The sequence below is a fragment of the Actinoallomurus bryophytorum genome (genome assembly GCF_006716425.1).
In the GTDB taxonomy this organism is placed as follows: Bacteria; Actinomycetota; Actinomycetes; order Streptosporangiales; family Streptosporangiaceae; genus Actinoallomurus; species Actinoallomurus bryophytorum.
Window position 1 is genome coordinate 3,074,745 of record NZ_VFOZ01000001.1, and the last position, 25,985, is coordinate 3,100,729.

The 25,985-nt window shown below is 69.9% G+C and carries 27 protein-coding genes; 18 read left to right on the forward strand and 9 right to left on the reverse strand.

The window, feature by feature from the left end:
• The first annotated feature begins 106 nt into the window (after positions 1-106).
• From FB559_RS14185 to cydC, 4 genes are read left to right on the forward strand one after another with little or no spacing between them, the layout of a single operon-like run.
• Entirely contained in the window at positions 107-1,294 is a 1,188-nt protein-coding gene (locus FB559_RS14185; protein WP_141956052.1) for a cytochrome ubiquinol oxidase subunit I, read from the forward strand.
• 20 nt (positions 1,295-1,314) lie between these two features.
• Positions 1,315-2,169: a cytochrome d ubiquinol oxidase subunit II gene (locus tag FB559_RS14190; RefSeq protein WP_141956053.1), complete on the forward strand. Its 855-nt coding sequence runs from the start codon at positions 1,315-1,317 to the stop codon at positions 2,167-2,169.
• Positions 2,166-3,692: a thiol reductant ABC exporter subunit CydD gene (cydD, locus tag FB559_RS14195; RefSeq protein WP_246121581.1), complete on the forward strand. Its 1,527-nt coding sequence runs from the start codon at positions 2,166-2,168 to the stop codon at positions 3,690-3,692. Before FB559_RS14190 ends, cydD begins: the two co-directional genes overlap by 4 nt.
• On the forward strand, positions 3,689-5,446 hold the full coding sequence (gene cydC / locus FB559_RS14200; protein ID WP_246121582.1) for a thiol reductant ABC exporter subunit CydC: 1,758 nt from the start codon (positions 3,689-3,691) through the stop codon (positions 5,444-5,446). The genes cydD and cydC overlap by 4 nt, the downstream gene beginning before the upstream one ends.
• Here cydC and FB559_RS14205 read toward each other — a convergent pair.
• Together FB559_RS14205 and FB559_RS14210 are read right to left on the reverse strand one after the other, a co-directional pair.
• Positions 5,419-5,667, reverse strand: a complete 249-nt coding sequence (locus tag FB559_RS14205) for a TFIIB-type zinc ribbon-containing protein (protein WP_141956055.1) — start codon at positions 5,665-5,667, stop codon at positions 5,419-5,421. The two genes, cydC and FB559_RS14205, sit on opposite strands and share 28 nt — an antisense overlap.
• Positions 5,668-5,741: 74 nt before the next feature.
• Entirely contained in the window at positions 5,742-6,914 is a 1,173-nt protein-coding gene (locus FB559_RS14210) for a hypothetical protein (RefSeq protein ID WP_141956056.1), read from the reverse strand.
• A gap of 195 nt (positions 6,915-7,109) precedes the next feature.
• Between FB559_RS14210 and FB559_RS14215 the strand changes: the two genes are divergently transcribed.
• The 7 genes from FB559_RS14215 to FB559_RS14245 all read left to right on the forward strand — a co-directional run bounded on the left by FB559_RS14215 (position 7,110) and on the right by FB559_RS14245 (position 14,115).
• On the forward strand, positions 7,110-7,877 hold the full coding sequence (locus tag FB559_RS14215; RefSeq protein ID WP_246121584.1) for an IclR family transcriptional regulator: 768 nt from the start codon (positions 7,110-7,112) through the stop codon (positions 7,875-7,877).
• Positions 7,878-7,927: 50 nt separating this feature from the next.
• Positions 7,928-8,788: an NAD(P)-dependent oxidoreductase gene (locus tag FB559_RS14220; RefSeq protein WP_141956057.1), complete on the forward strand. Its 861-nt coding sequence runs from the start codon at positions 7,928-7,930 to the stop codon at positions 8,786-8,788.
• Between the two features lie 115 nt (positions 8,789-8,903).
• Positions 8,904-9,905, forward strand: a complete 1,002-nt coding sequence (locus FB559_RS14225; protein ID WP_141956058.1) for an ArsR/SmtB family transcription factor — start codon at positions 8,904-8,906, stop codon at positions 9,903-9,905.
• A gap of 68 nt (positions 9,906-9,973) precedes the next feature.
• Positions 9,974-11,083: a ferritin-like domain-containing protein gene (locus FB559_RS14230; protein WP_141956059.1), complete on the forward strand. Its 1,110-nt coding sequence runs from the start codon at positions 9,974-9,976 to the stop codon at positions 11,081-11,083.
• A 225-nt stretch (positions 11,084-11,308) separates the two neighbouring features.
• A complete protein-coding gene (locus FB559_RS14235; protein WP_246121585.1) occupies positions 11,309-11,911 on the forward strand; it encodes a septal ring lytic transglycosylase RlpA family protein in 603 nt (200 codons plus the stop codon).
• 399 nt (positions 11,912-12,310) lie between these two features.
• A complete protein-coding gene (locus FB559_RS14240; protein WP_141956060.1) occupies positions 12,311-13,447 on the forward strand; it encodes a sensor histidine kinase in 1,137 nt (378 codons plus the stop codon).
• Positions 13,444-14,115 (forward strand): response regulator transcription factor, encoded by a 672-nt coding sequence (locus FB559_RS14245; protein WP_141956061.1) that lies wholly within the window; start codon positions 13,444-13,446, stop codon positions 14,113-14,115. The genes FB559_RS14240 and FB559_RS14245 overlap by 4 nt, the downstream gene beginning before the upstream one ends.
• A gap of 25 nt (positions 14,116-14,140) precedes the next feature.
• On the opposite strand, the gene FB559_RS14250 is transcribed toward FB559_RS14245, so the two are convergent.
• The 5 genes from FB559_RS14250 to FB559_RS14270 all read right to left on the reverse strand — a co-directional run bounded on the left by FB559_RS14250 (position 14,141) and on the right by FB559_RS14270 (position 18,057).
• A complete protein-coding gene (locus FB559_RS14250) occupies positions 14,141-14,578 on the reverse strand; it encodes an NUDIX hydrolase (protein ID WP_141956062.1) in 438 nt (145 codons plus the stop codon).
• A 19-nt stretch (positions 14,579-14,597) separates the two neighbouring features.
• Positions 14,598-15,215: a dTMP kinase gene (tmk, locus tag FB559_RS14255; RefSeq protein ID WP_141956063.1), complete on the reverse strand. Its 618-nt coding sequence runs from the start codon at positions 15,213-15,215 to the stop codon at positions 14,598-14,600.
• Positions 15,212-16,678 carry a B12-binding domain-containing radical SAM protein gene (locus FB559_RS14260; protein ID WP_141956064.1) on the reverse strand — a complete coding sequence of 489 codons (1,467 nt, stop codon included), beginning with the start codon at positions 16,676-16,678 and terminating at the stop codon, positions 15,212-15,214. The genes tmk and FB559_RS14260 overlap by 4 nt, the downstream gene beginning before the upstream one ends.
• Positions 16,662-17,438, reverse strand: a complete 777-nt coding sequence (locus FB559_RS14265) for a DNA glycosylase family protein (protein WP_141956065.1) — start codon at positions 17,436-17,438, stop codon at positions 16,662-16,664. Before FB559_RS14265 ends, FB559_RS14260 begins: the two co-directional genes overlap by 17 nt.
• A gap of 79 nt (positions 17,439-17,517) precedes the next feature.
• Entirely contained in the window at positions 17,518-18,057 is a 540-nt protein-coding gene (locus FB559_RS14270; RefSeq protein WP_141956066.1) for a GNAT family N-acetyltransferase, read from the reverse strand.
• Between the two features lie 171 nt (positions 18,058-18,228).
• Here FB559_RS14270 and FB559_RS14275 point away from each other — a divergent pair, with 171 nt between their 5' ends.
• The 7 genes from FB559_RS14275 to FB559_RS14305 all read left to right on the forward strand — a co-directional run bounded on the left by FB559_RS14275 (position 18,229) and on the right by FB559_RS14305 (position 24,913).
• On the forward strand, positions 18,229-18,741 hold the full coding sequence (locus FB559_RS14275; RefSeq protein WP_141956067.1) for a SigE family RNA polymerase sigma factor: 513 nt from the start codon (positions 18,229-18,231) through the stop codon (positions 18,739-18,741).
• Positions 18,738-19,859, forward strand: coding sequence for a hypothetical protein (locus tag FB559_RS14280; protein WP_141956068.1), 1,122 nt, complete (start codon positions 18,738-18,740; stop codon positions 19,857-19,859). The genes FB559_RS14275 and FB559_RS14280 overlap by 4 nt, the downstream gene beginning before the upstream one ends.
• A gap of 115 nt (positions 19,860-19,974) precedes the next feature.
• Complete coding sequence (locus FB559_RS14285; RefSeq protein WP_141956069.1) at positions 19,975-20,856, forward strand: ABC transporter ATP-binding protein; 882 nt, start codon at positions 19,975-19,977, stop codon at positions 20,854-20,856.
• A gap of 29 nt (positions 20,857-20,885) precedes the next feature.
• Positions 20,886-21,629 (forward strand): ABC transporter permease, encoded by a 744-nt coding sequence (locus FB559_RS14290; protein ID WP_141956070.1) that lies wholly within the window; start codon positions 20,886-20,888, stop codon positions 21,627-21,629.
• A complete protein-coding gene (locus tag FB559_RS14295) occupies positions 21,629-22,804 on the forward strand; it encodes a sensor histidine kinase (protein WP_141956071.1) in 1,176 nt (391 codons plus the stop codon). Before FB559_RS14290 ends, FB559_RS14295 begins: the two co-directional genes overlap by 1 nt.
• Positions 22,805-22,847: 43 nt before the next feature.
• Entirely contained in the window at positions 22,848-23,453 is a 606-nt protein-coding gene (locus FB559_RS14300; protein WP_141956072.1) for a response regulator transcription factor, read from the forward strand.
• A 101-nt stretch (positions 23,454-23,554) separates the two neighbouring features.
• A complete protein-coding gene (locus FB559_RS14305; protein ID WP_141956073.1) occupies positions 23,555-24,913 on the forward strand; it encodes a hypothetical protein in 1,359 nt (452 codons plus the stop codon).
• Positions 24,914-24,916: 3 nt separating this feature from the next.
• Here FB559_RS14305 and FB559_RS46700 read toward each other — a convergent pair whose 3' ends face one another.
• Positions 24,917-24,991, reverse strand: a complete 75-nt coding sequence (locus FB559_RS46700; RefSeq protein ID WP_141961687.1) for a DUF397 domain-containing protein — start codon at positions 24,989-24,991, stop codon at positions 24,917-24,919.
• Between the two features lie 5 nt (positions 24,992-24,996).
• On the reverse strand, positions 24,997-25,878 hold the full coding sequence (locus FB559_RS14315; protein WP_141956074.1) for a helix-turn-helix domain-containing protein: 882 nt from the start codon (positions 25,876-25,878) through the stop codon (positions 24,997-24,999).
• Between the last annotated feature and the right edge of the window lie 107 nt (positions 25,879-25,985).

Sequence of the window (25,985 nt, forward strand, 5' to 3'; positions counted from 1 at the left end):
TGTGTAGCACCCAGCCGGACGCGTGATCATCGCCGTCTCCGGTTGGGTGGAGGCACAGCCGGCCATCCGTGTGGCCGTCCCGAACGCCCCCGCCTGGAGGCCCCCGTTGAGCACGCTGCCGCTCGCCCGGCTGTTGTTCGCCATCACCGCGGGGACGCACTTCCTGTTCGTCTCCCTGACGCTGGGCCTCGCCGCGCTGGTCGCGATCATGCAGACGCGCGCGGTCGTGACCGGCAGCGCGGTCCACATGCGGATGGTGCGCTTCTGGGGTCAGCTCTACGTGATCAACTACGCGGTCGGCATCGTCACCGGGCTGATGATGGAGTTCCAGTTCGGGCTGAACTGGCCGGGCCTGACCGACCACGCCAGAGACGTCTTCGGCGCTCCGCTCGCCATGGAGACCCTGGTCGCCTTCTTCATCGAGGCGACCTTCCTCGGTCTGTGGATCTTCGGCTGGGACCGGCTGAACCGCTACGCGCACCTCGCGCTGATCTGGGTCGTGACGCTGACCGCGTACGCCTCGGCGTACTTCATCCTGGTCGCGAACGGCTTCCTGCGGCGCCCCGTCGGGTTCGTCCGGGTCGGTGACGAGCTGCGGATCGACAGCGCCGCGAAGCTGTTCACCAACCCGGCCGCGCTGCTGCCGCTCGGCCACGTCGTCTCCGGGGCCTTTCTGGTCGCCGGCTTCTTCGTGGCCGCAGTCAGCTCCTGGCACCTGCGAGGGGCGCGCCGTGGTCAGGTGGTCGACCTGGAGTTCTTCCGGCGCTCTCTGCGGATCGGCCTGATCTCCGTCGTCCTGGCGATCGTTCCCTCGATCGTGTTCGGCATCGTGCAGTTCGCCTACATCGACCGCATCGGCGGCGGCAGGACGTCCGCGCTCAGCGGGACCATGGAGACCCTGATGATGATGGCCTGGCTGTGGATGTTCCTCGTCGCGGCCATGGCGCTGATCAAGCTGCCGTTCACCCGATGGCTGCTGCGCGGCCGGGTGTTCCACCGCGTCGTGATGATGACGCTCCCGTTCCCCTACTTCGCGATGCTGGCCGGCTGGATCTTCCGTGAGGGCGACCGGCAGCCCTGGCTGATCAAAGGCGTGCTGCGCACCGAGGACGCCGTACGGCCGATGAGCCAGGGCGCGATGCTGGCCGCGTTCACCGGCATCACCTCGCTGTTCGCCGTCCTGGCGCTCGTGAACATCGCGCTCCTGCGGCGGTACGCGCGACAGGGCCCGGACGAGGTCGCGCTCGGACGCACGGAGCCCATCCCGAGCCTCGAGCCCGTTCCCTCCCTCTGACTGACTCCGGAGCTACTTCCGTGGACACCCTCGCGTACGCCCTGCTGGGCTTCTTCACCATCGGCTACTTCGTCCTCGGGGGCGCCGACATCGGCGTCGGCATGCTGCTGCCCTTCCTCGGCCGCGACCGGAGGCTGACCCTCGCGACCATCGCGCCGTTCTTCCTCGGCAACGAGGTGTGGCTGGTCGCCACGGGCGGCCTGCTGACGTCGCTGTTCCCCGGCCTGGAGGACAAGGTGTTCGGCCGGACCTGGGGCGCCCTCGTCGTACTGATCGTCGGCTGGATCGTCCGCGACATGGGCCTGTGGCTGCGGGGACGGCGCGACGAGTCCGGCTGGCGCCGGTGCTGGGACGCCGCGACCGTTGCCGGGAGCTGGGCGGTGGCCGCCTCCTGGGGCGTGGCGGTCGGTCTGCTGATGGGCGAAGGGGTGCCCCTGTTCGCGGTCACGACGTGCAGCCTGTTCGCGCTGTACGGCGCGGTCTTCGCGGCGCTGCGGCTCGGGTCGGCTGTGCCGCGTCTCCTGGCGCGCCGGCTCGTGCCCGTCGCGCTCGTGGCCGGCGTGCCGTGCGCGGTCGGTGCCGGGACCGACCACCTCGGGCGTACCGTGCCCTTCGCCGCCGGACTCGCCGTCCTGCTGGTGCTGACCTGGCTCGCGATCGGCACAGGGAGGTACGCCGCCGCGCTGGCGGCCTGTGCGCTCGCCATTGTGGTCGCGCCGCTGCTCGCCGCGGGGAACATCCCGGACGCCACCGTCGGGGAGGACGCGTCCCTGACGATCGTCGTCGCCGGGGCGATGGTGCCGCTGCTGGTCGCCGCGCAGGCATGGGTCTGGTGGACCTTCCGCGGCCGGGTCGAGGGGCCGTCGTACCTGTGACCGCGCGTACGCCGTACGCGCTGCTCGCGCTCGCCCAGGGCGTGCTCGTGGTGGCCCAGGCCGACCTGCTGTCCCGCGTCCTGTCCGGGAGCGCCCTGCTGCTCCCGCTGGCCGCCGTCCTTCTCGGCCGCGCGGCCCTCGCCCTGGGCCAGGGCACGGTGTCCGGGTGGACCGCCGCGCGGAGCAAGCGCGTACTTCGCGGGCGGCTGCTGGAGCGCGGGGCCGACGTCACGTTGCTGGGCCGCGGCCTGGACGCCCTGGATCCGTACTACGCGGGGTACCTGCCCCAGCGGTACGCCGCCGCCGTGGTCCCCCTCGCCGTGCTCGCCCGGCTGGCGGTGGCGGACTGGCCGTCGGCGCTGATCATCGCCGTGACACTGCCGCTGATCCCGGTGTTCGGCGCGCTCGTCGGCCGGCACACGAAACAGGCCACCGAACGTCAGTGGGGGCTGCTGCACCGGCTCGGCGGGCACTTCCTCGACGTCGTCGCCGGCCTGCCGACCCTTCGCGCGTACGGCAGGGACAGGGCGCAGGCCGAGGTCGTGGGCGCGATGGCCGAAGCGCACCGGCGGGCGACGGTGCGCACGCTGCGGATCGCGTTCCTGTCCTCGTTCGTGCTGGAGATCGTGGCCTCGCTGTCCGTCGCGCTGGTCGCGGTGCCCGCCGGGCTGCGGCTGCTGTCGGGCTCCATCGACCTGCGCGTGGCGCTGCTCGTCCTGCTGCTCGCCCCGGAGGCCTACCTTCCGCTACGCGCCCTGGGCACGCGCTTCCACGCCGCCGCCGAGGGCCGCGCCGTACTCGACCAGGTGAACGCCGTCCTCGATGGCGATGTCACGAAGGTCCCGCGGCCGGGTCCCGGCACGACGTGCCGGATCGAGGTCCAGGGGATCGTCGTGCGATACCCGGACGAACCCGCGCCCGCCCTGGACGGGTTCCGCCTGTCGGTGGGGCCCGGCGAACGCGTGGCGCTGGCCGGGCCGAGCGGGGCCGGCAAGAGCACCCTGCTGCGGGCCGTGCTCGGCTTCGTCGAGGTCGAGACCGGGCGGATCCTCATCGACGGTGTGGACCTGTCCGGGCTCGACCTGGCCGCGTGGCGGCGGCGGGTCGCGTACGTGCCGCAGCGGCCGCACCTGTTCGCCGGGACGGTCGCCGACAACATCCGCCTCGGCCGCCCGGACGCGAGCGACGACGAGGTGCGCGAGGCCGCCGAGGCGGCCGCGGCACACGGTTTCGTCACCGCGCTCCCGAAGGGGTACGCCACCGAGCTGGGCGAACGCGGGCTCGGCCTGTCCATGGGCCAGCGGCAACGCATCGCGATCGCCCGCGCCTACCTCATGGACGCGCCGATCGTGGTGATGGACGAGCCCACCGCCCGCCTCGACCTGCATGGCGAGGCGCTGGTGGCCGAGGCCGCCGGGCGGCTTCTGGAAGGGCGCACGGCGCTGCTGGTCGCGCACCGCCCGGCGCTCCTTTCTCTGGCCGACCGCGTCGTGCACCTGGCGCCACGTGAGGTGCCGGCATGATCGGGAGACGGCACCTGACCGGCCTGTTCTGGGCCGTGGCCGCCGGGACCGGCGGTGAACTGTGCGCGGTCGGGCTGATCGCCGCCGCCGCCTGGCTCATCGCGCGTGCCGGGCAGCATCCGCCGCTGTCGGCGCTGGCCCTGGCGATCGTGGGCGTACGGGGCTTCGCGCTGTTCCGCGGCGGCCTGCGGTACGCCGAGCGGCTCAGCGGCCACGACGCCGCGCTCGGGGTCCTCGCCGGTCTGCGGGTACGGGTGTACGAGGCACTGCGGCGATCGATGGACCCTCATTCGTCACCGGCGCGGACCGGCCCGGTGGGTCCAGGCCCTGTCCCGAGAGGACAGGGGGCTTCGAGAAAGGCCCTGAGGGACGCGGACCTGGTCCAGCGGATGGTCGCCGACGTGGAGGGCGTACAGGACCTGCTGCTGCGCTGCCTGCTGCCCGCGGCGGTGGCCTGGGCCGTCGCACTGAGCGCGATCGGCCTGAGCGTCGTGCTCCTGCCCGCGGCCGGCGCCGTGCTCGCGGCCGGGATCCTGCTCGCCGGCGCGGGTCTGCCCGCCGTGGCGGCCGTCGCCTCGCGTTCGGGCGCGCGGCGGTCGGCGGGCGCCCGCTCCGACCTCGCCGTACACGGCCTCGACGTGGCACGGGGCGCGGCCGACCTGGCGGCCTTCGGGGCGACCGGGCGTTTCGTCGCACGGGCCGACGCGGCCGCCGCGCGCCTCGAACGGCTCGAGCGCCGGGCCACCGTGGTGGAAGCGTCGGTGAACGCCTTGGGTACGGCGGTGCAGGGCCTCACCGCCCTCGCCGTGCTGTGGACGGCGCAACGCCAGGGCGCGGACGGCGTGCTGGTCACCGTGCTCTCGCTGACCGCGCTCGTCGCGGTCGAGTCGGTGCTGCCGGTCGCCGAGGCGGCACGCCGTCTCATCGAGCTGCGGCCCGCCGTCCGCCGCGTCACCGGCCTGCTGGCCTCCGCTCCGCCCGAGGCCGACTCGGGGTCGCCGGCGCTCGGCGCGCGGCCGGGGATCGAGCTGGTGGGGGTACGGGTGGCGTACGGGGAGACGGTCGCGCTCGACGGGGTCGACCTGCGGATCCCGGCCGGGCGCAAGGTCGCGATCGTCGGGGCGAGCGGCGCCGGGAAGAGCACTCTGCTGGCCGTGCTGTCCGGTGAGGTCGCGACCGACGGGACGGTGCTGCTGGCGGGTGCTCCGCAGGAGGACTACGACCCGGCCGACGTGCGCGCGGCCGTACGCGGGCTGACGCAGGACGCACATGTGTTCGCCGCGTCGGTACGTGCGAACCTCGCGCTCGCACGGCCGGACGCCACGACCGCCGACCTGGCCGCCGCGGCCCGCCGGGCCGGGCTGCTCGGCTGGATCACGGCGCTGCCGGCCGGCTGGGACACCCCGATCACGGGCGACCGGTTGTCCGGCGGTCAGCGGCAGCGGCTGCTGCTCGCCCGCGCGCTGCTCGCCGACCCGCCCGTGCTGCTGCTCGACGAGCCGGCCGAGGGCCTCGATCTCACGACCGCCGACCGGCTCGTCACCGACCTGCTCGGCGACGGGCGCACGGTCGTCCTCGTGACGCACCGGCTGGCTCCGCTGGCGGCCGCGGACGAGATCGTGGTCCTCGATCGCGGAAAGGTGGCTCAGCGTGGATCACACGACGAGCTCGTCGATAAGGCCGGGCCCTATCGTGATCTATGGGAGGCCGAAAGCCTCCAGAGCGGCTACTCGGCCGATGTGAAGACCTGGTGAATGATCCCCCTGCGGTGCTTGCCGTGATAGGTCGTGTCCGCGTCACTGGGCGGGTCGATCTTGGCGAGGTACTCACTCTCGGCATCGATGAGCAGCTCCAGCTCACCGCGGTCGAGAAAGACGCCCTGACACCCCGCGCATTCTTCGATGACAACGCCATTACGCTCGTGCGTGTCCCACTCGCCAGAGCACTTCGGGCACTGCAACCCCGTGTCAGCCATCGTTCGGCTCCCCTGAATACGAATCATGCGATCCCGCAAGACTAGTGACGAGTGGGCACATAGGGAATCGCCATTCACGGCAGAGGTCTCCCGGCCAATGCACGGGACGACCGGCCGCGGGGTCGCGTGAGGGAACGCGACGCACCGCCTCCCATCCGCCGGCGGCGCCACACCGTCAGGCCGGCCACGAGCCAGAGCAGCCCCGCCTCGGCCACGACGGCCACCGCGACCAGGGTCGCCCAGGACGTACGGCCGGCCTGCATCGCACCGGCCGGCGACAGGGTGCTCAGCTCGGAGACGCCCTCTCCCGGCGGGGTCTTCGGCGCGATCTGTGGCAGCGCCGCGGGCGCCGAGACTATGGGGAGCGGCAGAGGAGGGCCGCCGATCGGGCCGGTCGCGGACGGAGCCGCCGCCGCGGGCGCGTCCGGGATGACCGGCGCGTCCGGGACGACGGGGAGCCGGCCCGGCGCGGGCTCGGCCGCGGCCGGCGGGGCGCTCGGCGCCTTGGGCGAGCCGGACGGACGGGCCGGCACGCGGAGCCTGGGCGGAGCGGCCGGAACTCGACCCTGCGGATGCGCGGAGCGTGGCAGTGTCGCCGGAGGCACGATCGCGGGCGACTGAGCCGCCTCGGACTCGGCCGGTGCGGAGGGCGCCACCTGGGCCTCGGCCGACGGAGCCTCGGCCGATGGAGACTCGGTCGGCGGCGACTCACCCGGGGAGGACTGGGCCTCCGGCGACTGCGCCACGGCCTGCGGCGACGGCTGCCCGGAGGCCGCCTCGTCGGCGGACGGCGCGAGTCGCAGCGCCTGGGGCCGCATGGCCCCGAGCGAGGACGTGACGGACGGCACGTTCGCGGCCGCGGCGCGGGCGACGACGGGTACCTCGGCGGGCCCCCGATCGCCCGGCCGTACGGTCACACGAAGGGTCCGCGCCTCCGACTCGCGCAGGTCACCGAGGTCACAGGCCAGTGCCGTCCGATCGCGGCTCGCCAGGCACGCGGGCACCGAACCGGTCCACGCCGCCGGTCTGCGGGTGGAGAGCACGAGTGTCGCGGCGTGTGCGGGGCCGCCGACCGGGCGCACCGTCACGGCGTACTGGACGGCCGCCGGCGTACGCGACAGAGCCCGGATCAAGGTCACCAGATGGACGTCGTGCCTCACGGGCACCTCGGCGCCGAAGACGGGCGTCGCGACCAGGCCGGCGGCCCCCATCGCAAGAGCCGGCAGCGTTCGGAAAAGCACCTTCATCGCGCGACGTCCCCCAGACGTGAGCCGAGCGGTCTTCGAGGGGGGGCGGGCGCGGCCGGCACCCGCGGGGCGGTTTCGCTACGGGTTATAACCACACGGACACGGGTTGTAACCTGTCCCGGAACCCTGCGCCGTTTCGCCTGACGAAAAAGGATTCTTTCGTAGGATTTCGTAAACGGGGGAAGGAGGACCTGGGTGACTGCCGATGACACCGGTGCCCGGTCCGCGTCCGGCGTGCGTTCGATCGAGCGCGCCTTCGAGTTGCTCGAACACCTGGCCGGCGCGGGTGGCCGGCTCGCACTGACCGAGCTGGCCGAGGTCTCGGGGCTGCCGATGCCGACGATCTACCGGCTGATGCGGACGCTCGTCAATCGCGGCTACGTACGCCAGGAGCCGTCCAAGCGCTACGCGCTCGGGCCCCGGCTCATCCATCTCGGCGAGACGGCGGGCCGCCTCCTGGGGTCATGGGCGCAGCCGTCGCTCGCCCAGCTCGTCGACGAGGTCGGGGAGACCGCCAACATGGCCGTGCTGGAGGGCGATGAGGCGGTCTACGTCGCCCAGGTGCCCTCACGGCATTCGATGCGCATGTTCACCGAGGTGGGACGCCGGGTGAACCCCCACTGCACCGGCGTCGGCAAGGCCCTGCTGGCACAGCTGTCCGACCCCGTGGCCAGCGCGATCATCGGGCGTACGGGGCTGCCCGCCCACACCCCGCACACGATCACCGAGCCGGCGGCACTGCTGGAGGAGCTGGGCAAGATCCGGCGGCGCGGCTACGCCCTCGACGACGAGGAGCAGGAGATCGGGGTGCGCTGTGTGGCCGTCCCGCTGCCCGGCACGCCGACGCTCGCCGCGATCTCGATCTCCGGCCCCCAGGGCCGGCTGCCGCTCAACGTGATCGACGACGTCGTGCCCATCATGCGGCGTACCGCCGACCGGCTCGCGCACAGCCTCTCGGTGTGAGTCGCGTCCCACTGAGATCAGCCTTCTGAGCATGGGGTAGAAGAGACTTCATGGACAAAATGACCGTTGCCATACTCGGAACCGGGCTCATGGGCGAGCCGATCGCCCGCAACCTGCTGCGCGCCGGCATGGACGTACGCGCCTGGAACCGCACCCGCGCCAAGGCCGAGGTCCTCGCCGATGACGGCGCGGTCGTGTGCGACGAACCCGCCGAGGCCGCCGATGGCGCGGACATCGTCGTGACCATGCTGCTCGACGGCGACTCCGTCGAACACGTCATGGCCGGTGTGCTGCCCGCGATGGAGGAGGACGCCGTCTGGGCGCAGACGAGCACGGTCGGCGCCGACGCCATCGACCGGCTCGCCGAGCTCGCGCGGGACCGCGACGTGAAGTTCGTGGACTGCCCAGTGCTGGGCACCAGGAAGCCCGCCGAGGACGGCGCGCTGGTCGTGCTCGCCTCCGGCTACCGCGACGAGCGGGTCGAGCGGCTCTTCGAGGTCATCGGCTCCCGCACGATGTGGGTGGGCGAGGGCACCGAGGCGTCGCGCCTCAAGCTCGTCGCCAACAGCTGGGTGCTCGCCCTCACCTCGGCGACGGGCGAGGCCGTGGCGCTGTCCGAGGCGTTCGGCCTCGACCCGCGTCTCTTCCTTGAGGCGATCAAGGGCGGGCTGATGGACTCGCAGTACGCGCAGCTGAAGGGCGACGCGATCATCAAGGGTGAGCTGCCGGCGAGCTTCCGTGCGGTGGGTGCCGCCAAGGACGCGGGCCTGGTCGCGGCCGCCGGGCGGGCGGCCGGCGCGAACCCCCGCATCGCGGACGCGGTACGCGACCAGTTCCGCCGTACCGTCGAGCTCGGCCACGGCGACAAGGACATGGCCGCGGTCTATTTCGCCGCCCGCTCCGCCGACTGAGCTCCGGGAATGGTGATTGTTGCCCCATAAGCCCGAGATAGGGGCGATAGTGGCTTAGCGGAACCTACGGGCGTAGGTCGGCGTCCCACCTGTCTATGGGGACAGGGGAACGAAGATGATGGTGGCCACTGGGCGACAGGACGCGACGGAACTCCATATCGGCAGCCTCGACGACGCGACGGTGCGCGTCTCGCTTGATCCGTACCTCTCGGTACTCGCGCTGACGACAGACGCCCTCGGCGGGCGGCGGCGAGGCGCGCCGGAGTCATGGCGGCGGCGCATCCGCTCCGCCGTCTCACCCATCCAGGCCCAGGCGGTCTGGCCGTTGGTGGCGCCGGGCCACTCCGTGACGCCCGACATCGTGAGCCCGCTGAACCCGCTCCTGGAGACGCCGGTGGCGGAGCAGGTCGAACGGTTGCGCGACCTGTCCCCCCACGATCTTCTCGCGGATCTGGAGGAGGTCTTCGGCTCCGCGCCGCCGCCGCACTGGCGTGCCGTCGCGCGGCAGCCGCGCCAGTGGCTGCGTGCGTACGCGGGCGCGACGAACGCCGTCTGGACGGCGATGAGGCCGGCCTGGCGGGACGCGCGTCCGCTGCTGGACCGCGAGGTCGCACGCGTGGGCTCCGCGGCCGTACGCGGGCGGCTCGACCTCATCCTCGGCGGGATCCATCCGGACGGGCGGTTCGAGAACGGCGTGTTGAAGATCCGCGATCCCGAACCGGCAAGGTTCGAGCTAGGCGGCCGTCCGCTCGTGCTCGTGCCGATGGTGTCCGGTGGGGACGCGCTGATCTGCAGCCTCGACCGCCCCGACGCGGTATGGCTGGGCTATCCACTGCCCGGCGCGGACCGGCTCTTTCGCGGCTCGCCCCCGTCCGCACGCGAGAACTCCCTCGAACTGCTGGTCGGACCGGTACGCGCCCAAGTGCTGACCGCGCTGACCCGGCCGACCACGATGGGCGAGCTCGCCACGCTGACCAGGCTCACGCCCAGCGCGATCACCTATCACTGCGAACGCCTCGGCGCCGCCGGCCTCGTACGCCGGGAGCGGCACGGCCGGGAGGTGCGCGTGGTCCTGACCCCGCTCGCGGAACGACTGACCGAACTCCTGGACGAGTAAGCCTGGCGAGCGCGGACTTTACGTGTTACCAAGATATGTAAACCCCCGCCCTCACGGGAGGACCCCCCATGACGATGCGCGACCGCTACACGATCCCCGTCCCTGAGAGCACGTGGGACGTGCCCATGGCCGGGTCCGCGAAGTTCAACTGGGAATACGACGACAGTCGCGACCGCCTGCTCTCGCTGTACCAGAAGGGCAAGGACAAGCAGTGGGACGCGCAGAAGCGCATCGACTGGGACCTGCCCGTGGACCCGGACAACGTGACCGGGCTGCCCGAGGAGTTCAACCCGCTGCTCGGCTCGGACCTGTGGGACCGGATGCCGCAGAAGGCGCGCGATGAGTTCGGCCGCCACCAGGGCACCTGGCTGTTCAGCCAGTTCCTGCACGGCGAGCAGGGCGCGCTGACGGTCTCCGCGCGGATCGTCGAGTCGGTGCCCGACATGGACTCGAAGTTCTACGCCGCGACGCAGGTGATGGACGAGGCGCGCCACGTCGAGCTGTACGCGAAGTTCATCGACGAGAAGATCGGCATGTACTACCCGATCAACCAGGACCTGGCCAAGCTGCTGAAGGAGTCGCTGTCCGACGGCCGCTGGGACCTGCCCTACCTCGGCATGCAGGTGCTCATCGAGGGCCTGGCCCTGGCGGCGTTCGGGCTCTACCGCGACATGTCGACGAACCCGCTCGTCAAGCAGCTTCTCGCGTACGTCATGCAGGACGAGGCGCGGCACGTCGCGTTCGGCCGGCTGGCCCTGAAGGACTACTACGCGGAGCTGTCCTCCAAAGAGCGCGCCGAGCGTGAGGAGTTCGTCGTCGAGGGCTGCTACCTGATGCGCGACCGGTTCAAGGGCAAAGAGATCTTCGAGACCCTCGACATGCCGGTCAAGGAGTGCATGGACTACGTCGACAACGGCCAGATGTACCAGCTGTACCAGTCGATGCTGTTCAGCCGCATCGTCCCGTGTGTCCGCGATATCGGCCTGTGGGGCGACAAGGTACAGAAGGCCTATGCCGACATGGGGGTACTCGACCACGCCAAGAGCGACCTGGTCCAGCTCATGAGGCAGGACGAGGAGATCGCCGAAGAGGTCGACCGGGCCAAGCACGAACAGGAGCTCGCCGAGCGGCACGCCGAGGTCCACGAGGCGATCGCCCAGGGCGCCGAGAGCTCATAAACGGCCTTTCACCACAACTCGGCCGCGCCGGGTAATGCGATCACTGCGACTGGGCCAACACGCCGTGCGACAGGGCACAAAATCCAGCGCTTTGGACGTGACCACCACCCACTGCCCCCTAAGGTCGGGGACTCGCGCTCGGGGCCTGGTCGGCCCGGGCCGATCGGGGACCGGCGGTTCTACCGCCTGGACCCCGATGTCCTGTCCCCTACCAAAGGACCCTTTGTGGGTAGATCCGGCCGACATCGCCAGACTGACACCCCGAAGACTCTTCGCATCACCCTCATCGCCGCCGCCGGGCTCGCCGCGGTCGCCCTCGCCGCGATCGTCGTCTCCGTCACCGGGCCCGGCTCGTCCTCGGCCCAGCTGAGCTCCCGCGGAGCCCTGGCGTACCGTCCTCGTCCCCGTCCGCTGGACCGCGCCGACCGCGACGATCCGCGCACGCCGCTCACCACACCGACGCCGACGCCGACGCCGGAGCCCACCGACGCTCAGCCGGAGCAGGCACCGCCCAAGAAGAAGCGGCACCACAAGGTGCTGCCGCACGGCGCGTGCGAGGCCTCGTACTACGGCGCGGGCGGCAGGACCGCGAGCGGCGAGTCGTTCCACGCGGACGCTCTCACCGCCGCGCACAGGACACTGCCGATCGGCTCGAAGGTACGGGTGACCAACCGGCACAACGATCGTTCGGTGGTCGTGCGGATCAACGACCGCGGGCCGTTCGTGCCGGGACGCTGCCTGGACCTGTCGAGCGCGGCGATGCAGGCCGTGGGCGGCCTGGGGTCAGGCGTCATTCCCGTGAAATATGAGGTTCTCGCCCAAGTCTGATCATTTTTCGGCCGATAAATGATCACGGCATGGGAAAAGCGAGCGTTCGCGGGCGGTCGACCTCTTCCCCCAAAGAAGTCCCGACCCGCGAACGCTCGCCTTCCTGCGGCCTGGACGGGTACAGATCCAAGGCCCCTGGGAACGGCCCTCGCGTCGCGTCCCCCGTTGAATCCCCCAATTCATCGCGACGCGCCAGGCCCTTTGTTGGTCCGTGGTCTTGCAGCCACTACGTTACGTAGGCCGCAGGGGTGAATCCGTCCACCCCTGGGTGACACTTGGTCGTACAACCACGGTTGACCTGCGGGTTTGCGGCTTATTGGCCTTCACTGGGCGCGCCGTTGAGGTTTGGCGAGGCAGGCCCCGACCAATGATCATAATGTGGCTTGCGAAGGGGCGGCCTTGAAAGCCAAACGGCTGGTCACCCCTGCCGACATACTCCTGTCGGCCGGGGTCTTCGTCCTGCTCTTCCCCTATGTATACGCCCGCGGCCATGTAGTCCTGGCGTTGACCGTCGGCGGCGTGATGTCCGTCGCGCTGCTCGCCAAGAAGCGCTACCCGATTCCCACGCTTATCGTCACTCTCATCCTTTCGGGCCTTGTCTCCGTGCTCCTGAAACGCAGCTATCCGGCGACTCCCGGGGACCTCGTCGCCCTCTACGCCGTCGGCCGTTACTGCGGTCGTTTGACGTCACTCGTGGCCGTGACCGTGACTCTGCTCGCCGGCTTCGTCGTCGCCGAGGTCTCCCGGGCCATCCCCTCCTACGACACCAAGAACTTCAGCGTCCTCGCGCTGGTCCCTCTCGCGGTGCTCGCCGGGGCGTTCGTGCGGACCCAGCGGACGTACGTCCTGGGCGCGGAGGACCGCGCCGAACGCGCCGAACGCGAACGCGAGGAGGTGGCGCGCCGCCGTGTCATCGAGGAACGCCTGCGCATCGCGCGTGAGCTGCACGACATCGTCGGGCACGCACTCATGTCGATCAGCGTGACCTCGTCGGTGAGCGCCCGGTTCGTCGAGGACGAGCCCAAGGCCGGACGTGAGGCGCTGGAGACCATCAACGCCGTGAGCAACTCCGCGCTCGGGGAGATCCGCCGGACCCTGAGCCTGCTGCGCGGCGTCGCCGAACCGCTCAAACGCCCCGCCCTCGGCCTCGGCGACCTCCCCGACCTGATCGAGCAGAGCAGTTCGGCCGGCCTGCCGGTGACGTTGCACGAGTCCGGGCGGCGCACCGAGATCCCGTCGATCGTGGGGTTCACCGTCTACCGCGTCGTGCAGGAGAGCCTCACCAACATCAAACGTCACGCCGACAAGGTCACCAAGGTCGCGGTGACCCTCACCTTCACCCCGGACAGCCTGGACATCGCGATCACCAACGACGGCAGCCCGGTCGAGATGGTGGATCGGGGTACGTACGGCCTGGGTATCCAGGGGATGCGCGAACGCGTCGCGGCGACCGGCGGACGCCTCAACACCACAGCACTGCCAGGGGGCGGCTTCCGTGTGCACGCTCGCCTGCCCCTGAAGGAGGCCCGTCCATGACGATCCGCGTTTTGCTGGCCGACGACCAAACGACCGTACGCGCCGGTTTCAAGCTCCTCATCGACTCGACCGAGGACATGCACGTGGTCTGCGAGGCCGCCGACGGGAAGACCGCGGTCGAGGGCTCACGCGCGACCTCGCCGGACGTGATCCTGATGGACATCCGGATGCCCGGCATGGACGGCATCGAGGCGACCCGCCGCATCTCCGACGACCCGGCCCTGCGCGGCGCGCACGTACTGATCCTGACCACGTTCGAGCACGATGACTACATCTTCGGCGCCCTGCGGGCCGGCGCGGCCGGCTTCCTGCTCAAGGACACGGCCCCGGACGAGCTCCTGGACGCGATCCGGGTCGTCGCCTCGGGCGAGGGCCTGCTGGGCCGAGGCCTGACGGGTCGCGTGATCAAGGAGTTCGCCGCCCAGCCGGCACCCGCGGAGCCCGCCCCCGAACTCGACATCCTCAGCGACCGCGAACGCGAGGTCCTCCAGCAGATCGCCAACGGCCTGACCAACGAGGAGATCGCCGGCGCCCTGCACCTGAGCCCGGCCACCGCCAAGACGTACGTGCACCGAATCATGACCAAACTCCAGGCCCGCGACCGCGTCCAGCTCGTGATCTTCGCCTACGACAAGGGCCTCGTACGCCCCCGCCCCCAGGACCGCTGACCCCCGGCCGTCAGGGGCTTCGTAATCACCAGTTGTGCACGGTGAACGGCGTATTGCTCAGATAGGACGCGATCCCGGCGGCGGGGTAGTCGATGGTGTTGGACGGCAGGACCGCGGGGTCGCACCACAGGAGCTTTCCGCACTTGTGCGGTTCGGCGTTGTGGGGTTCGCCGTCCCAGCGGCTGGTGGCGAAGAACATACCCACCCGCGCGAGGTCGGCCCGTTGACGGTGATGAACGACGGTCACCAGGCGCAGGTCGGCCGAGTCGATCCGGACGCCGACCTCCTCATGCGCCTCGCGTGCCGCGCCATCGGTGATGGTCTCGCCCTCGTCGAGGTGCCCACTGGGCAGGTGAAGCATGCCGTCGCAGTACCCGGTGCCCTGGCGTTCGAGGAGGAGGATCTCCTGTCCGCGTTCGAGGATGACGTGCACGTCGATGATCGACCGGTAGCGCTCGGGCATCCGTCCTCCAGGTGGCTGGTCACTGGTGCGGGAGTGACCGTAGCGTCTGGATGACGGTGGTGAGTTGCCGGGCGAGGAAATCGGCATGGTGCCGGGTGGAGTCGAGCACCAATGTCCGGATGCCTTCGGTCGGGAGCATTTTCGCGATTACGCGGAACCGCGCGGATTCGGCATAGGAGATGTCGGGGTTGTCCTCGAACCTGCCGTGGGAGCCGCGGGTGGCCAAGCGCTGTTGGAGTATCACCGGGTCGCAGGTGAGGATGACCGCCAGGTCGGGTTGCGGCGCGTGCGCGTTGATGGCCGCGACGAAGTGCTGGTCGACTCCGTCGAGGACCTGCAGCGCGTATGACGATGGGACGTACCGGTCGCAGATGACGACCTTCCCGGCGCCGAGCGCCGGCTCGATTTCGGTTTCCACGTGGTAGTACCGGTCCGCGGCGACAAGACATGCCAGCGCGTGTCCATGGAAGATCGCGGTGCTGCCTCGGGCGAGTTGCCCAGCGGGGCCGTGCGACGGCTCGGTGGTCGCGTGCACGGTGACGCCGGCGGCCTCGAGCCGGCCGGTGACGAGCTGCAGGAGTGTGGACTTCCCCGCGCCGCCAGGGCCGTCCAACGTGACGAGTTGGCCGCGGCTCATCGGGAGGTCTCGTTCCGCTCGTGCTGGTGGCGGGAGAGCGCGACCAGATGCCGGCGGATCTCGTCGATCGTCGGCTCCCCGAACTGGAGACCGACCGAGAAGTTGAACTCGTCGCGTTGCCGCATCGACTCGTCCACGCCCAGGTCGGTGAGGTCCACTGCCGTGTAATTCAGAAGCCGGGTGGCGGTGTAGCGGCCGGTGGCCATCAGTCTGGTCCACTCGGGTGTGCCGGGGTAGGGGCGGAATTCGAACACTGAGGCGCGGAAGCTGCCCGGACGGTGATCGGTGAGGTCCCACAGCTCGTGTACGAGCTGGACGGTTTCGTCGAGCTCGGCGCGGGTTTCGGTGGGGAAGCCGAGGATGAAGTAGCCCTTGACCTTGATGCCGCGCGAGGTGAGGCGGCCGACGACCGAGCGGACCATGTCCGGGGTGATCCGTTTGTCGATGTAAGACAACACGCGCGCGCTGCCGGACTCGATGCCGAGCGCGACCTCGCGTAGGCCGTTGGCGGCGAGCAGGTCGAGGGTGGCGTCGTCGACCCGATCCAGGACGTTGATCCGGCCAGTCGCGTCCCACACCGCCCAGTCCCCGACATCGGCCCGGTCGAACGCGGTCATCATCGTGTTGATGACACGCCGTGCGCCGAGGAACAGGTCATCCACGAACCGGAACGCGGTCACGCCGTACAGCTCGGCGAGCAGGTCCATTTCGTGCAGGATGCTCTCGGGGGCTCGGGTCCGGATCGTCACGTCAGGGTTCGCGGACACCGCCGCGCCGCAGAATGAGCAGTCATAGGGGCACCCGCGGGCACCGACCATGTTCGCCTCGATCCGACCGTCTGCGCGGTAGGGGTCTTGAGCGAGGAAGGCCCGGTCGACGAACGGCAGGTGATCGATGTCAGGGGCGAGATGCCGGCCGCTGCCGGGGCGTCCGCCGCTGACGGGCGTCTTCCGGATCGGGTCTGTCCACATGACCGCAGGTAAGTCGGCGCGGTTGCGGTGATCGGCGAGGAGCTCGGCGACGCGGGTTTCGGCCTCGCCTAAGACCAGCGCCTCACAGCGCAGCATGCGGGGGTCGGCGAGGATCTCCACGGGCATCGCCTTGGCCTGGTGGCCGCCGGCCATCACCATCGTCTGTGGGTCGAGTTGTCCGGCGATCTGGGCGGAGATCTCATAGGTCGGGGCAAGGAGGTTGAAGGCTGCCCAGCGGGGCGTCAGGTCGTTGATCGTGCGGACGATCTGCGCGATCGGCATGCCGCGGGCCTCGGCGTCCAAGATGCCGACGTTGAACCCGCGCTGAGCGGCGTATGTGGCGATGTAGGCCATGCCGAGGACCGGCAGCGTGTAGTCGTTGACGCGGGGACGTTCCGCGTAGTCGCGGAGAGGCGCGTTGACGAACAGGCAGTCAAGCGGGCGCGTGGAATCGGCACCCAGGACGAGTGAAGGGTTAGGACGAGCCTCCATGGTGTGCTCCCCATGCCAAGGTGAAGAGGGTTAAGGGTCCGAGCTGGTCGCCTGCCAGGTGGCGCCATCGAGCGGCGAAGGCGTTCTCTTTCTCGGGCCAGGCGATGTCAGGGGCGGCTGTAGCCGCCCATTTGCGGACGGCGAGGTCGCCGTGCGGGTAGAGCGTCCAGTCGTGGGTGAAGTCCGCGACGGTGGCGCCGGCCGTCCATGGACCGACTCGGGGTACGGTCTGCAGCTCCTCGACGAGCTGCGCGGGAGGGAGGTCGCACCACTTGCCGCCCTGTTCGAGGACGGCCGCCGCGGCGGCCTGGAGCGGGCGGCGTTTGAACGACATGCCGAGCGAGGTGAACGCGTCGGCGGGCAGATTCGCGACCGTGGCTGCGTCTGGCATGAGGTGTACGACGCCGTGGTGGGAGTCGACCGGCCGCCCATGAGCGGTGCGGAATCTGTGATGGAGGATGCGGGCCTGATCAGCGCGTATGACCTGTCTGATGATGGCGGTCGCGAGCGCGTCCCAAAGATCGGGGGTGCGCCACCGCACCACGGCGCCGATCGTGGTGAGGCTACCCCGCAGTGAGACGGGCACCGATGGCGGAATCGACGTCAGCTCGATCACCTGCGGCTGAAGTGAGGCCGACCCGCAGGCTTGCCAACTGTTGCCGACCACGGTCGCCACGAACTCGGTGCCGGACGAGAAGGCCCGAAGCCAGATGCCGTCATTGAACGTCCACCCTGGGTGCTCGTGCATCACGATCGTCATGCGGCTCATCGTCTCCTCTCAGTGACAGCCGTGGCTACGAAACGCCGGCCCGGCCAATCCCGCAGTCCGGCCACCGGCATCAGCCGGCGGGAACCCAGAATCTGAGCTTGCCGTCCTGCTCGTCCTCGAGCGCACCCTTGCTCTTCTCGATCACCCGGCGGGAGGCGGTGTTGTCGCTTTCGCAGGTGACCAGCACGGGATCGATGCCGAGGCTCCTGGCGAGGGGCAGGATCTCCTGAAGCATCCGGCTTGCGTGGCCGTGCCGGCGTGCGCTGGTCCGTACGTCGTAGCCGATATGGCCGCCCTCCCTGAGCAGGTGGTCGGTCAGCCGGTGCCGGATCTGGATGCGGCCGAGATACTCGTCGCCTTCGATGAGCCAGCGGGTGGTCGCGGGGACCCAGCCTTCCGGGCGGGGTGTCTCCTCCCGCGGCTGGGCGAGCAGGTCGGCCACGTAGGCGGCGAAGCCCGCCTCCGTGTGCCAGGTGTGACCGTAGGTCTGGTGGTCGTGCCCGATCACGGTCGCGTCGTCCTGGCCGCCGCGGCCCTCGGCACGGAACTCGGCCATCGCGGCGAGGAACGAGCTGTGGACGCTGACGGTCGGCGGCACGAGACGAGGCATGCTCCTTCGTACCGGGCCGGGCCGCCGACCGGCAACGGGATTTCGCATCGGGCCTGGTCACAGGCGCCGGATCCGGACCGGCTCGGGGAATCTGGCGGAATCCAGTCCCCAGAGACATAGTGATGGCCTGCGGTACGCGTCTCAACGGGAGACGGAACCCCGGAGGTGACGATGGATGCCGCAGCGGAGCGGGACTTTCGCGAGTTCGTGGAAGCCCGCTCGTCGACCCTTATGCGCGTGGCCTTCCTCCTCACCGGAGGTGATCAGCACGCGGCCGAGGACCTGCTGCAGACCGCTCTCGTCAAGGCCGCGGCGCGCTGGCGAGGGGTGGACAGCCCAGAAGGATACGTACGCCGTGTGATGTATCGCCAGCAGATCAGCTGGTGGCGGCTCAAGTGGCACCGGCACGAGACCAACGTCGCCGTGCCTCCCGAAAGGGCCACGGAGGACGCCACCTCCGCGACGGATCTGAAGATGGCCGTGCGGCAGGCGCTCGCTCGGCTCACGCCGCGGCAGCGGACCGTGCTCGTGCTGCGATTCTTCGAGGATCTGCCCGAGGCCGAGGTCGCCCGGCTGCTCGACTGCAGTGTCGGCACGGTACGGAGTACCACTCATCGATCCCTGGCCCGGCTTCGCGTCCTGGCCCCCGAGCTGAGAGAGACCACGAAGGAGGTCCGGCAGTGAACACCGAGACGCACCTGCGGCAGACCCTCGAAGAGTGGTCCGAAGACGCACGCGTACCCACCGGGCTCGCCGACCGCGCGCTGCGACGGCGCACCGGACGGCGCGTCGCCAAGGTCGCACTGGCGGTGGGTGCGGCGGCGATCCTCGCCGGGACGGGAGCAGTGGCGATCGGCACACGGTCCGGGGCGCCTCCCGTCGCGCGGCCGGTGGACACCTCGCTGCACACCGACCCCGACCACGCGCCTCCCCAGCGGTTCGTCGCCGCCGGCCAGGTCGCCCTCTCCGCCTACTACGTCGGCCAGGGCGATCCGCGCAAGTTCACGCGTACCTGGTATCTCTACGATCCCGCCTCGGGGGGGTACAAGAAGGTCCCCTGGGCATGGCTCGACGTGGCGCCCGGTCTGGGGCAGGCGGCCGTGCTCGACGGGCCGCTGCCGACCACGCGTGTCGGCATCCTCGACATGAAGACGCAGCGGGTCACCCACTGGATCCCGCTCAAGGCCGCGGCAGGCGGCCTCTCGTGGTCGCCGGACGGCCGGCAGCTGCTCGTGACGACGTATGCGCGGGATCCGGACAAGATGGGTTCGACTCCCTTTTCGGGCGCGCGGACCGGGTTCATCGTGATCGACGTCAAATCCAGAAAGGCGCATTTCCACAGTCTTCTGTACGACCGCGAGAACCAGAACACCAGACAGGACTTCGGCTGGAGCAGGAGCGGCAAACTGATCTGGGCGCCACGTCTGACCACACCGTTCAGGGACTTCTACACCCTGAACGGCGAGCCGCAGGGCCCGCCCCCGAACGAGGCGGACCGGCAGGATCCGGCCGGCATCTCGCCGAACGGCCGCCTCATCGCCCGGTCGGGACCGCCGCCGGGCCCGAACACCGTCGTCAACGACCTGCAGACCGGGAAACAGGTCGGCGTCCAGCCGATGGAACAGTTGCGCGCCTGGGCCGACGACACCCATCTCATCGCCCTGGGCTGTCTTCCGAACGCCTGCGGAAGCAAGGGCGAGTACTACAACCGGCTCGTCCTCATCGACCTCAGCGGCAAGACGATAATCCCCCTGACCGGCTACAAGAAGGGCGGATGGGAGCCGATCTTCACCCACCGCTGAAGGACGCCCCCGGCCCCTACGAATGAAGTCATGAGGCCGGGGATGACAAATGTCATCGCGAACACAGGATCGGCGGCACTACGCCGTCGACCTGCGCGAATTTAGCGTTATCCCCATGAACGCGATCACATTCGCCGGGGTGTCGAAGAGTTACGACACGGTCCGCGCCGTCGAGACCCTCGACCTGGAGATCGGCTCCGGTCAGGCCGTCGCACTGCTGGGGCCCAACGGCGCCGGCAAGTCCACCTCCATCGGGATGCTGCTCGGGCTCGTACGCCCGTCGGGCGGCACCGTCAGCGTCTTCGGCGACACCCCGGACGCCGCCGTCCGTACCGGCAAGATCGGGGCGATGCTCCAGGACGGCGAGCTGGTCGCCGGGCTGACCGTACGCGAGGTCGTCGAGTTCGTCCGCCGCCTCTACCCCGAGCCGCTGCCGCTCGACGAGGTGCTGTCGCTCGCGAACCTCACGTCCCTGGCCAAGCGTCGCGCCGACCGGCTGTCGGGCGGGCAGGCCCAGCGCGTGCGCTTCGCACTCGCGATCGCGGGCGCGCCCCAGCTGCTGGTGCTGGACGAGCCGACCTCGGCGATGGACGTCGAGTCCCGCCGGTCGTTCTGGGCGAGCATGCGCGCGTACGCGGCGGGTGGCCGGACCATCCTGTTCGCCACCCATTACCTGGAGGAGGCGGACGAGAACGCCGACCGGGTCATCGTGATGGCACGCGGCCGGATCGTCGCCGACGGCACCGCCGAGGAGATCAAGGCCTCCGCCGGCGGCCGTACGGTCCGTTTCACGGTCGGCGACCAGCCCACGGCCGGGCTGGAGGCGCTTCCCGGCGTCACGGGCATCGAGGTACGCGGCGGCTCCGCGCAGTTGCTCACCACCGACCCCGACGCGACCGTGCAGGCGCTGTACGCCTCCGGCATCCAGGTCCGCGACCTGGAGGTCAAGGGCGCCGACCTCGAAGAGGCGTTCCTCTCCCTCACCGGCGACAACTGACTTTCGCAGAGCCCCCGAAAGGACTTCCGATGCTTCGCTACCTCGTACTGGAGATCCGGCGGACGTTCCGCGACCGGCGCTTCGTCTTCTTCACCCTCGCCGTCCCGGTCTGCTTCTACCTGCTGTGGTCCAACATCTTCACCAAGAGCACCGATCTGGACGCCGATACCGGCCTGAACGCCAAGACGTACCTGCTGGTCTCGATGGCCGCCTTCGGTGCCCTGGGCGCGTCGCTGACCACGACCGGCGCACGGCTGGCCGCCGAACGCCAGAGCGGCTGGCTGCGGCAGCTGCAGGTGACGCCGCTGCGGCCGTGGAGCGTGATCACCACGAAGGTCATCGCGTCGATGTGCCTGGCGCTGCCGGCCGTCGTCCTGGTCGGGCTCACCGCGGTCCTGACCCAGCACGTGCACCTGTCGGCGGGCGAGTGGGCCGCATTCGTCGGCGCGATGTGGGTGGGCACGCTTCCCTTCGCCGCGCTCGGCACGCTGATCGGCTCGCTCGTCAGCCCGGATGCCGCCCAGCCGCTCACCGTGGCGTGCTACTTCGGCCTGTCGATCCTCGGCGGCGTGTGGATGTCGGTGAGCATCCTGCCCAAGACGCTGCGGACCATCGCGCACTGGACGCCCTCGAACCGCTTCGCCGACCTCGGCTGGAGCATCGCCGCCGGGCACACACCGCCCGCGTCGGACGCCCTGATCCTCGCCGGCTGGACCGCGATCCTCGGCGCCCTTGCGATCATCGCCTACCGTCGCGCTACCGTTCGCTCCTGATGACCTCCCTGATGCCCTTCGACCCCGAGCGAGCGTCCTCGCCCACGCGCTGGCGGCGTGCGGTGTGGACCTCGCTCGGTCTGGTCTATCTCTTCGTCTGGCCGGCGAGCACCGTGTTCGGGCACGGTCACTCCACCGGCGAGAGCGTCGTACGGCTGGTGGCACTGCTCTCCTACGCCGCGAGCTACATCGGCCTGATCATCGTCAACAACCCGTGGACCGGCATCACGACCCGGTCCGCCTACGTGATGCTCGGCGTCACGGCCGTCCTGGCGATCGCCTATCCGATCGTGTTCGGCGCGAACTGGGTCGGGCTGCCGATCTACCTCGGTGTCGCGTGCGCCATGACCCTCCCGCCGCGCTGGGCGGGGCGAGGTGTCATCGCTTCGACCGCGCTGACGTTCGTCATGTGCACCGCGCTCGGGGCGGAGGGCGGCACGCTGGCGCTGCTGACCTTCGAGACGCTGACCGTCGGCCTGCTGATGCTGGCCTTCCGTACCAGCCGGATCCTCGTGGTGGAGCTACGGGAGGCGCGTGGCGAGGTCGCCCGGCTCGCCGCCAACGAGGAGCGGCTGCGCATCGCCCGCGACCTGCACGACCTGCTCGGGCACACGCTGTCGCTGATCGTGCTCAAGAGCGAGGTGGCCACCCGTCTGGCCGACCGCGACGTGGCGCGGAGCATCGCCGAGGTCAACGACATCGAGGCGGTGGCCCGCCAGGCCCTGGCCGACGTACGCGAGGCGATCTCCGGCTACAACCAGCGGAACCTCACCGACGAGCTGGAGAACTCTCGCGGCGTGCTGGCCGCCGCCGACATCGAGGTCACCGTCAAGACCTCGGGGGCCCCGCTGCCCGACCAGCTCGACGGCCTGTTCGGCTGGGCGGTACGCGAGGGCGTGACCAACATCGTCCGGCACTCACGCGCCCGTACGGCCACCATCTCCGTGCACCGGCAGGGCGCCACGGCCGTGCTGGACATCACCGACGACGGCACGGCGGGCGAGGAGCCCGCTTCGACGTCCGGCAACGGTCTGCGGGGGCTCGGCGAGCGGGTCGCGTTGTCGGGCGGCACCGTCGAGGCCGGACCGCGTGCGGACGGCGGGTTCCGGCTGACCGTACGCGCGCCGATCGCGGCACCGGCGTCACGCGAGCCCGCGGGCGAACCGGCCTCCTGAAGTCCTGTCTTCCACAGGCTGTGGATCATCTAGAGTCACTGGCGTGATCCGCGTGCTGCTCGCCGAGGATCAGGGCATGGTGCGCGGCGCGCTCGCGACCCTCCTGAACCTCGAAGACGACATCGAGGTGGTCGGTGAGGCGGCGAACGGCGATGAGGCTCTCGCCGTCGCCGCGGACTCCCGGCCCGACGTCGCGCTGCTCGACATCGAGATGCCCGGCAAGGATGGCATCACCACGGCCGCCGAACTCCGCACGACGCTTCCGGACTGCCGCGTCGTCATCCTCACGACGTTCGGCCGGCCGGGATACCTCCGGCGCGCGATGGAGGCGGGGGCGTCGGCGTTCCTGGTCAAGGACAGTCCGGCGCAGGAGCTCGCGGCCGCGATCCGGCGCGTCCTCGCCGGCGAACGCGTGATCGACCCGGCGCTGGCCGCCGCGGCGCTGAGCGCCGGCCCCAACCCGCTGTCCCCGCGCGAATGCGACGTCCTCGCCGCCTCCGCCGACGGGTCCACCATCGGCGACGTCGCCGTACGGCTGCGCCTGTCCGAGGGCACCGTGCGCAACTACCTGTCCGCGGCGATCCGCAAGACCTCGGCCCGCAACCGCATCGAGGCCGTACAGACCGCCCAGCGCCAGGGCTGGCTCTGACCCGGGACCTCGCGAACAAGATCATCAATGATTTGCCAAACCGACATTTCGTGACACTCCGGGAAGATCCACAGAGCTGTAGAGTTCGGGACTCTTCCCCCGTGAATCGAAGGCCGTACATGATCCGTGCCCTGGCTGTTCTCGCCGCGTCGAGTGCCGTCCTGATGACGTCGTCCGCCGTACCCGCGGTGGCTGCCGTCACCCAGTCGGCGGAGTTCGTCGGCTTCACGGCTTCGGCGACCACCCTCACCTACCAGCAGCCGGTCACGTTCACCGGTGAGCTCACCGACCTCCGTACCCGGGCGCCCCTGGCCGGCGAACCGGTGCAGATCCAGCTGAAGCCGCCCGGCCGGACCGCGTACGTACCGGTGGCGGCCGGGACGACCGGGGACGACGGGACCTTCTCGATCACCACGACGCTGCCCAGCGGCGGTTACGTCGAGGCCGCGTTCGCCGGGGACGCCGTGCGGGGCGCGACACAGACGGCGGCGAAGCTGCTGCACGTCAAGCACGTGCCGAGCAGGTTCGTGCTGGACCCGATCCCGGCCTCGGTACCGTCCGGCACGCCGGTCACCTTCTCCGGCACGGTGCAGGTGCAGGTCGACGGCGACTGGCAGCCGTTCGCAGGAGCCCCGATCGAGCTCATAATGGAGCCCGACACCTCAACCCAGTCGAACGTCAGGTACGCCACGATCAGCGGCGCCGATGGTGGGTTCAGCCTGACCGAGCCCGTGACGGGGACCAGCCGGTGGACCGTCACCGAAGAACTGGACTTCACGTACTTCACGGATTGGTTCCCGGATTCCACCGACGCCGACTACGGCTTGATCCAGGGCGTGTCCAAGACGCGCGTCACCGGCTTCACGCTCCCATCCCGCGACGAGGCCCACCACGCGTACTACCCGGGCATGTACGCCGGCGGCACGGTGGAGCGCTGGAACGGCACCGCGTGGGTCGGCCTGACGTACGGCTGGGTCGACTTCTACTACCGCCCCAAGGGCTCCACGTCCTGGCATCGGGACTACACCGCGCAGACCGACGCGTACGGGGACTTCCGCAACATCGTCGGCGTCCACCTGGGCACCGCCGACTGGCAGGCCCGGGTCCGTACGGCGGCCGACACGCTGGCGTCCACGAGCGGCACGGTGACCAACACCATCACGGACCAGACCCACTTCGCGACGGCGTCCGTCTCGCACAGTTCGTCCAAGAGCTACGTCAACGGGCAGGTGACCGACTGGTCCAAGAGCCAGCCGAACACCTTCTCGACGCTGAAGGGCCTGAAGGTCCACCTGTACTACCGGGCACACGGCTCGAAGACCTGGCACTCCTACAAGACCGGGACCCTCGCCACGAGCGGCCGCTTCGCGCTCACCGCGACGAAGGGAAAGAGCTACTCCTTCAAGGTCGTCTTCCCGACCCAGGGCGCCTACCAGACCTCCACCAGCAAGACCCTGTAATGGTCAGTCCGTAACGACGGCCACCTCGACGCACTCGCCGCCACCATTGCTGCGGCTGCTCTTTCGCCACTCCGTCATGTCCTTCACGTTCTGAACTCCCTTGCGGCCCCATGCAGAAAACCCATGGTTCGTGCCTCGTTGAGCGCTGACGACCAGATGGCATCGAAGGCCCCGGCGTAGCGCTTGATCTCCTCGGGTTTGTCGAGATACAAGGCACCGGTGAAGCCGTCCACGTAGACCGTGGGCGGCTCTATCGCTCGACCATCGCCTGCGCTCGGGAAACGCATCATGACGAACGGCCCGGACAGGAGCCCATCGTGGAAGCCCGTTTCGAAGGGGACGACGCGGAGGGACACGTTCGGATGTTTCGTCATCACGATGAGTCGTTCGAGCTGGCCTGCCATCACCTCCTCGCCACCGACCGCACGACGTAGGACTGCTTCGTTGAACGCTACCCTCACGATCGGCGCGGCGGTGGTTCTGGTGAGCAGCGACTGGCGTGCGATACGCACCTGGACCAGACGTTCGATGTCCTCCTCACTCGCTTGCGCGTAGTGGGCCCGGATCAGCGCTCGCGCATAGTCGCGTGTCTGGAGGAGTCCCGGTACCAGTTCGGACGTGTACCAGGAGAGCTCCGATGCGGCGTCCTCCAAGCCGAGATACAGATCCAGGCTGTCGCGGATCACATCGCCGTACGAGTGCCACCAGCCTCGGGCTTTGGTCTCCTTCGCCAGAGCCATCAGGGCGGTGACGTCCGGTGGTGCGCCGTAGATCCGGCACATCGCTTCGACGTCGAGGCTGCGGAGCGACGTCTGGCCGGTCTCGATGCGCCAGAGCTTGGTCTCGGACCATTCGAGTTCCCGCGCCGCCGTTCGCACGGTGAGCCGTGACCGGTTGCGCAGCTCGCGCAGGTGCCGGCCGAGCTGTCTGCGCGGCACCGTCGAGCCCGTGGGTCCGTCCGTCATCGGATCCGCCTCTCACTGATTCCGGGGAGGTCTTGCACTCGTTTTGAAAGACTTCGAGCGCTCGTTTCGCAATGCAATTCGCCAATTGCGTGATCGTTTCCACATAC

What these genes read in the sequence shown, in the direction of transcription:
- cydC (WP_246121582.1), top strand. Translation starts at nt 3,689, where the DNA reads ATGATCGGGAGACGGCACCTGACCGGCCTGTTCTGGGCCGTGGCCGCC.
- FB559_RS14205 (WP_141956055.1), bottom strand. Translation starts at nt 5,667, where the DNA reads ATGGCTGACACGGGGTTGCAGTGCCCGAAGTGCTCTGGCGAGTGGGAC.
- FB559_RS14210 (WP_141956056.1), bottom strand. Translation starts at nt 6,914, where the DNA reads ATGAAGGTGCTTTTCCGAACGCTGCCGGCTCTTGCGATGGGGGCCGCC.
- FB559_RS14220 (WP_141956057.1), top strand. Translation starts at nt 7,928, where the DNA reads ATGGACAAAATGACCGTTGCCATACTCGGAACCGGGCTCATGGGCGAG.
- FB559_RS14225 (WP_141956058.1), top strand. Translation starts at nt 8,904, where the DNA reads ATGATGGTGGCCACTGGGCGACAGGACGCGACGGAACTCCATATCGGC.
- FB559_RS14230 (WP_141956059.1), top strand. Translation starts at nt 9,974, where the DNA reads ATGACGATGCGCGACCGCTACACGATCCCCGTCCCTGAGAGCACGTGG.
- FB559_RS14245 (WP_141956061.1), top strand. Translation starts at nt 13,444, where the DNA reads ATGACGATCCGCGTTTTGCTGGCCGACGACCAAACGACCGTACGCGCC.
- FB559_RS14250 (WP_141956062.1), bottom strand. Translation starts at nt 14,578, where the DNA reads ATGCCCGAGCGCTACCGGTCGATCATCGACGTGCACGTCATCCTCGAA.
- tmk (WP_141956063.1), bottom strand. Translation starts at nt 15,215, where the DNA reads ATGAGCCGCGGCCAACTCGTCACGTTGGACGGCCCTGGCGGCGCGGGG.
- FB559_RS14260 (WP_141956064.1), bottom strand. Translation starts at nt 16,678, where the DNA reads ATGGAGGCTCGTCCTAACCCTTCACTCGTCCTGGGTGCCGATTCCACG.
- FB559_RS14265 (WP_141956065.1), bottom strand. Translation starts at nt 17,438, where the DNA reads ATGACGATCGTGATGCACGAGCACCCAGGGTGGACGTTCAATGACGGC.
- FB559_RS14270 (WP_141956066.1), bottom strand. Translation starts at nt 18,057, where the DNA reads ATGCCTCGTCTCGTGCCGCCGACCGTCAGCGTCCACAGCTCGTTCCTC.
- FB559_RS14275 (WP_141956067.1), top strand. Translation starts at nt 18,229, where the DNA reads ATGGATGCCGCAGCGGAGCGGGACTTTCGCGAGTTCGTGGAAGCCCGC.
- FB559_RS14285 (WP_141956069.1), top strand. Translation starts at nt 19,975, where the DNA reads ATGAACGCGATCACATTCGCCGGGGTGTCGAAGAGTTACGACACGGTC.
- FB559_RS14290 (WP_141956070.1), top strand. Translation starts at nt 20,886, where the DNA reads ATGCTTCGCTACCTCGTACTGGAGATCCGGCGGACGTTCCGCGACCGG.
- FB559_RS14295 (WP_141956071.1), top strand. Translation starts at nt 21,629, where the DNA reads ATGACCTCCCTGATGCCCTTCGACCCCGAGCGAGCGTCCTCGCCCACG.
- FB559_RS14315 (WP_141956074.1), bottom strand. Translation starts at nt 25,878, where the DNA reads ATGACGGACGGACCCACGGGCTCGACGGTGCCGCGCAGACAGCTCGGC.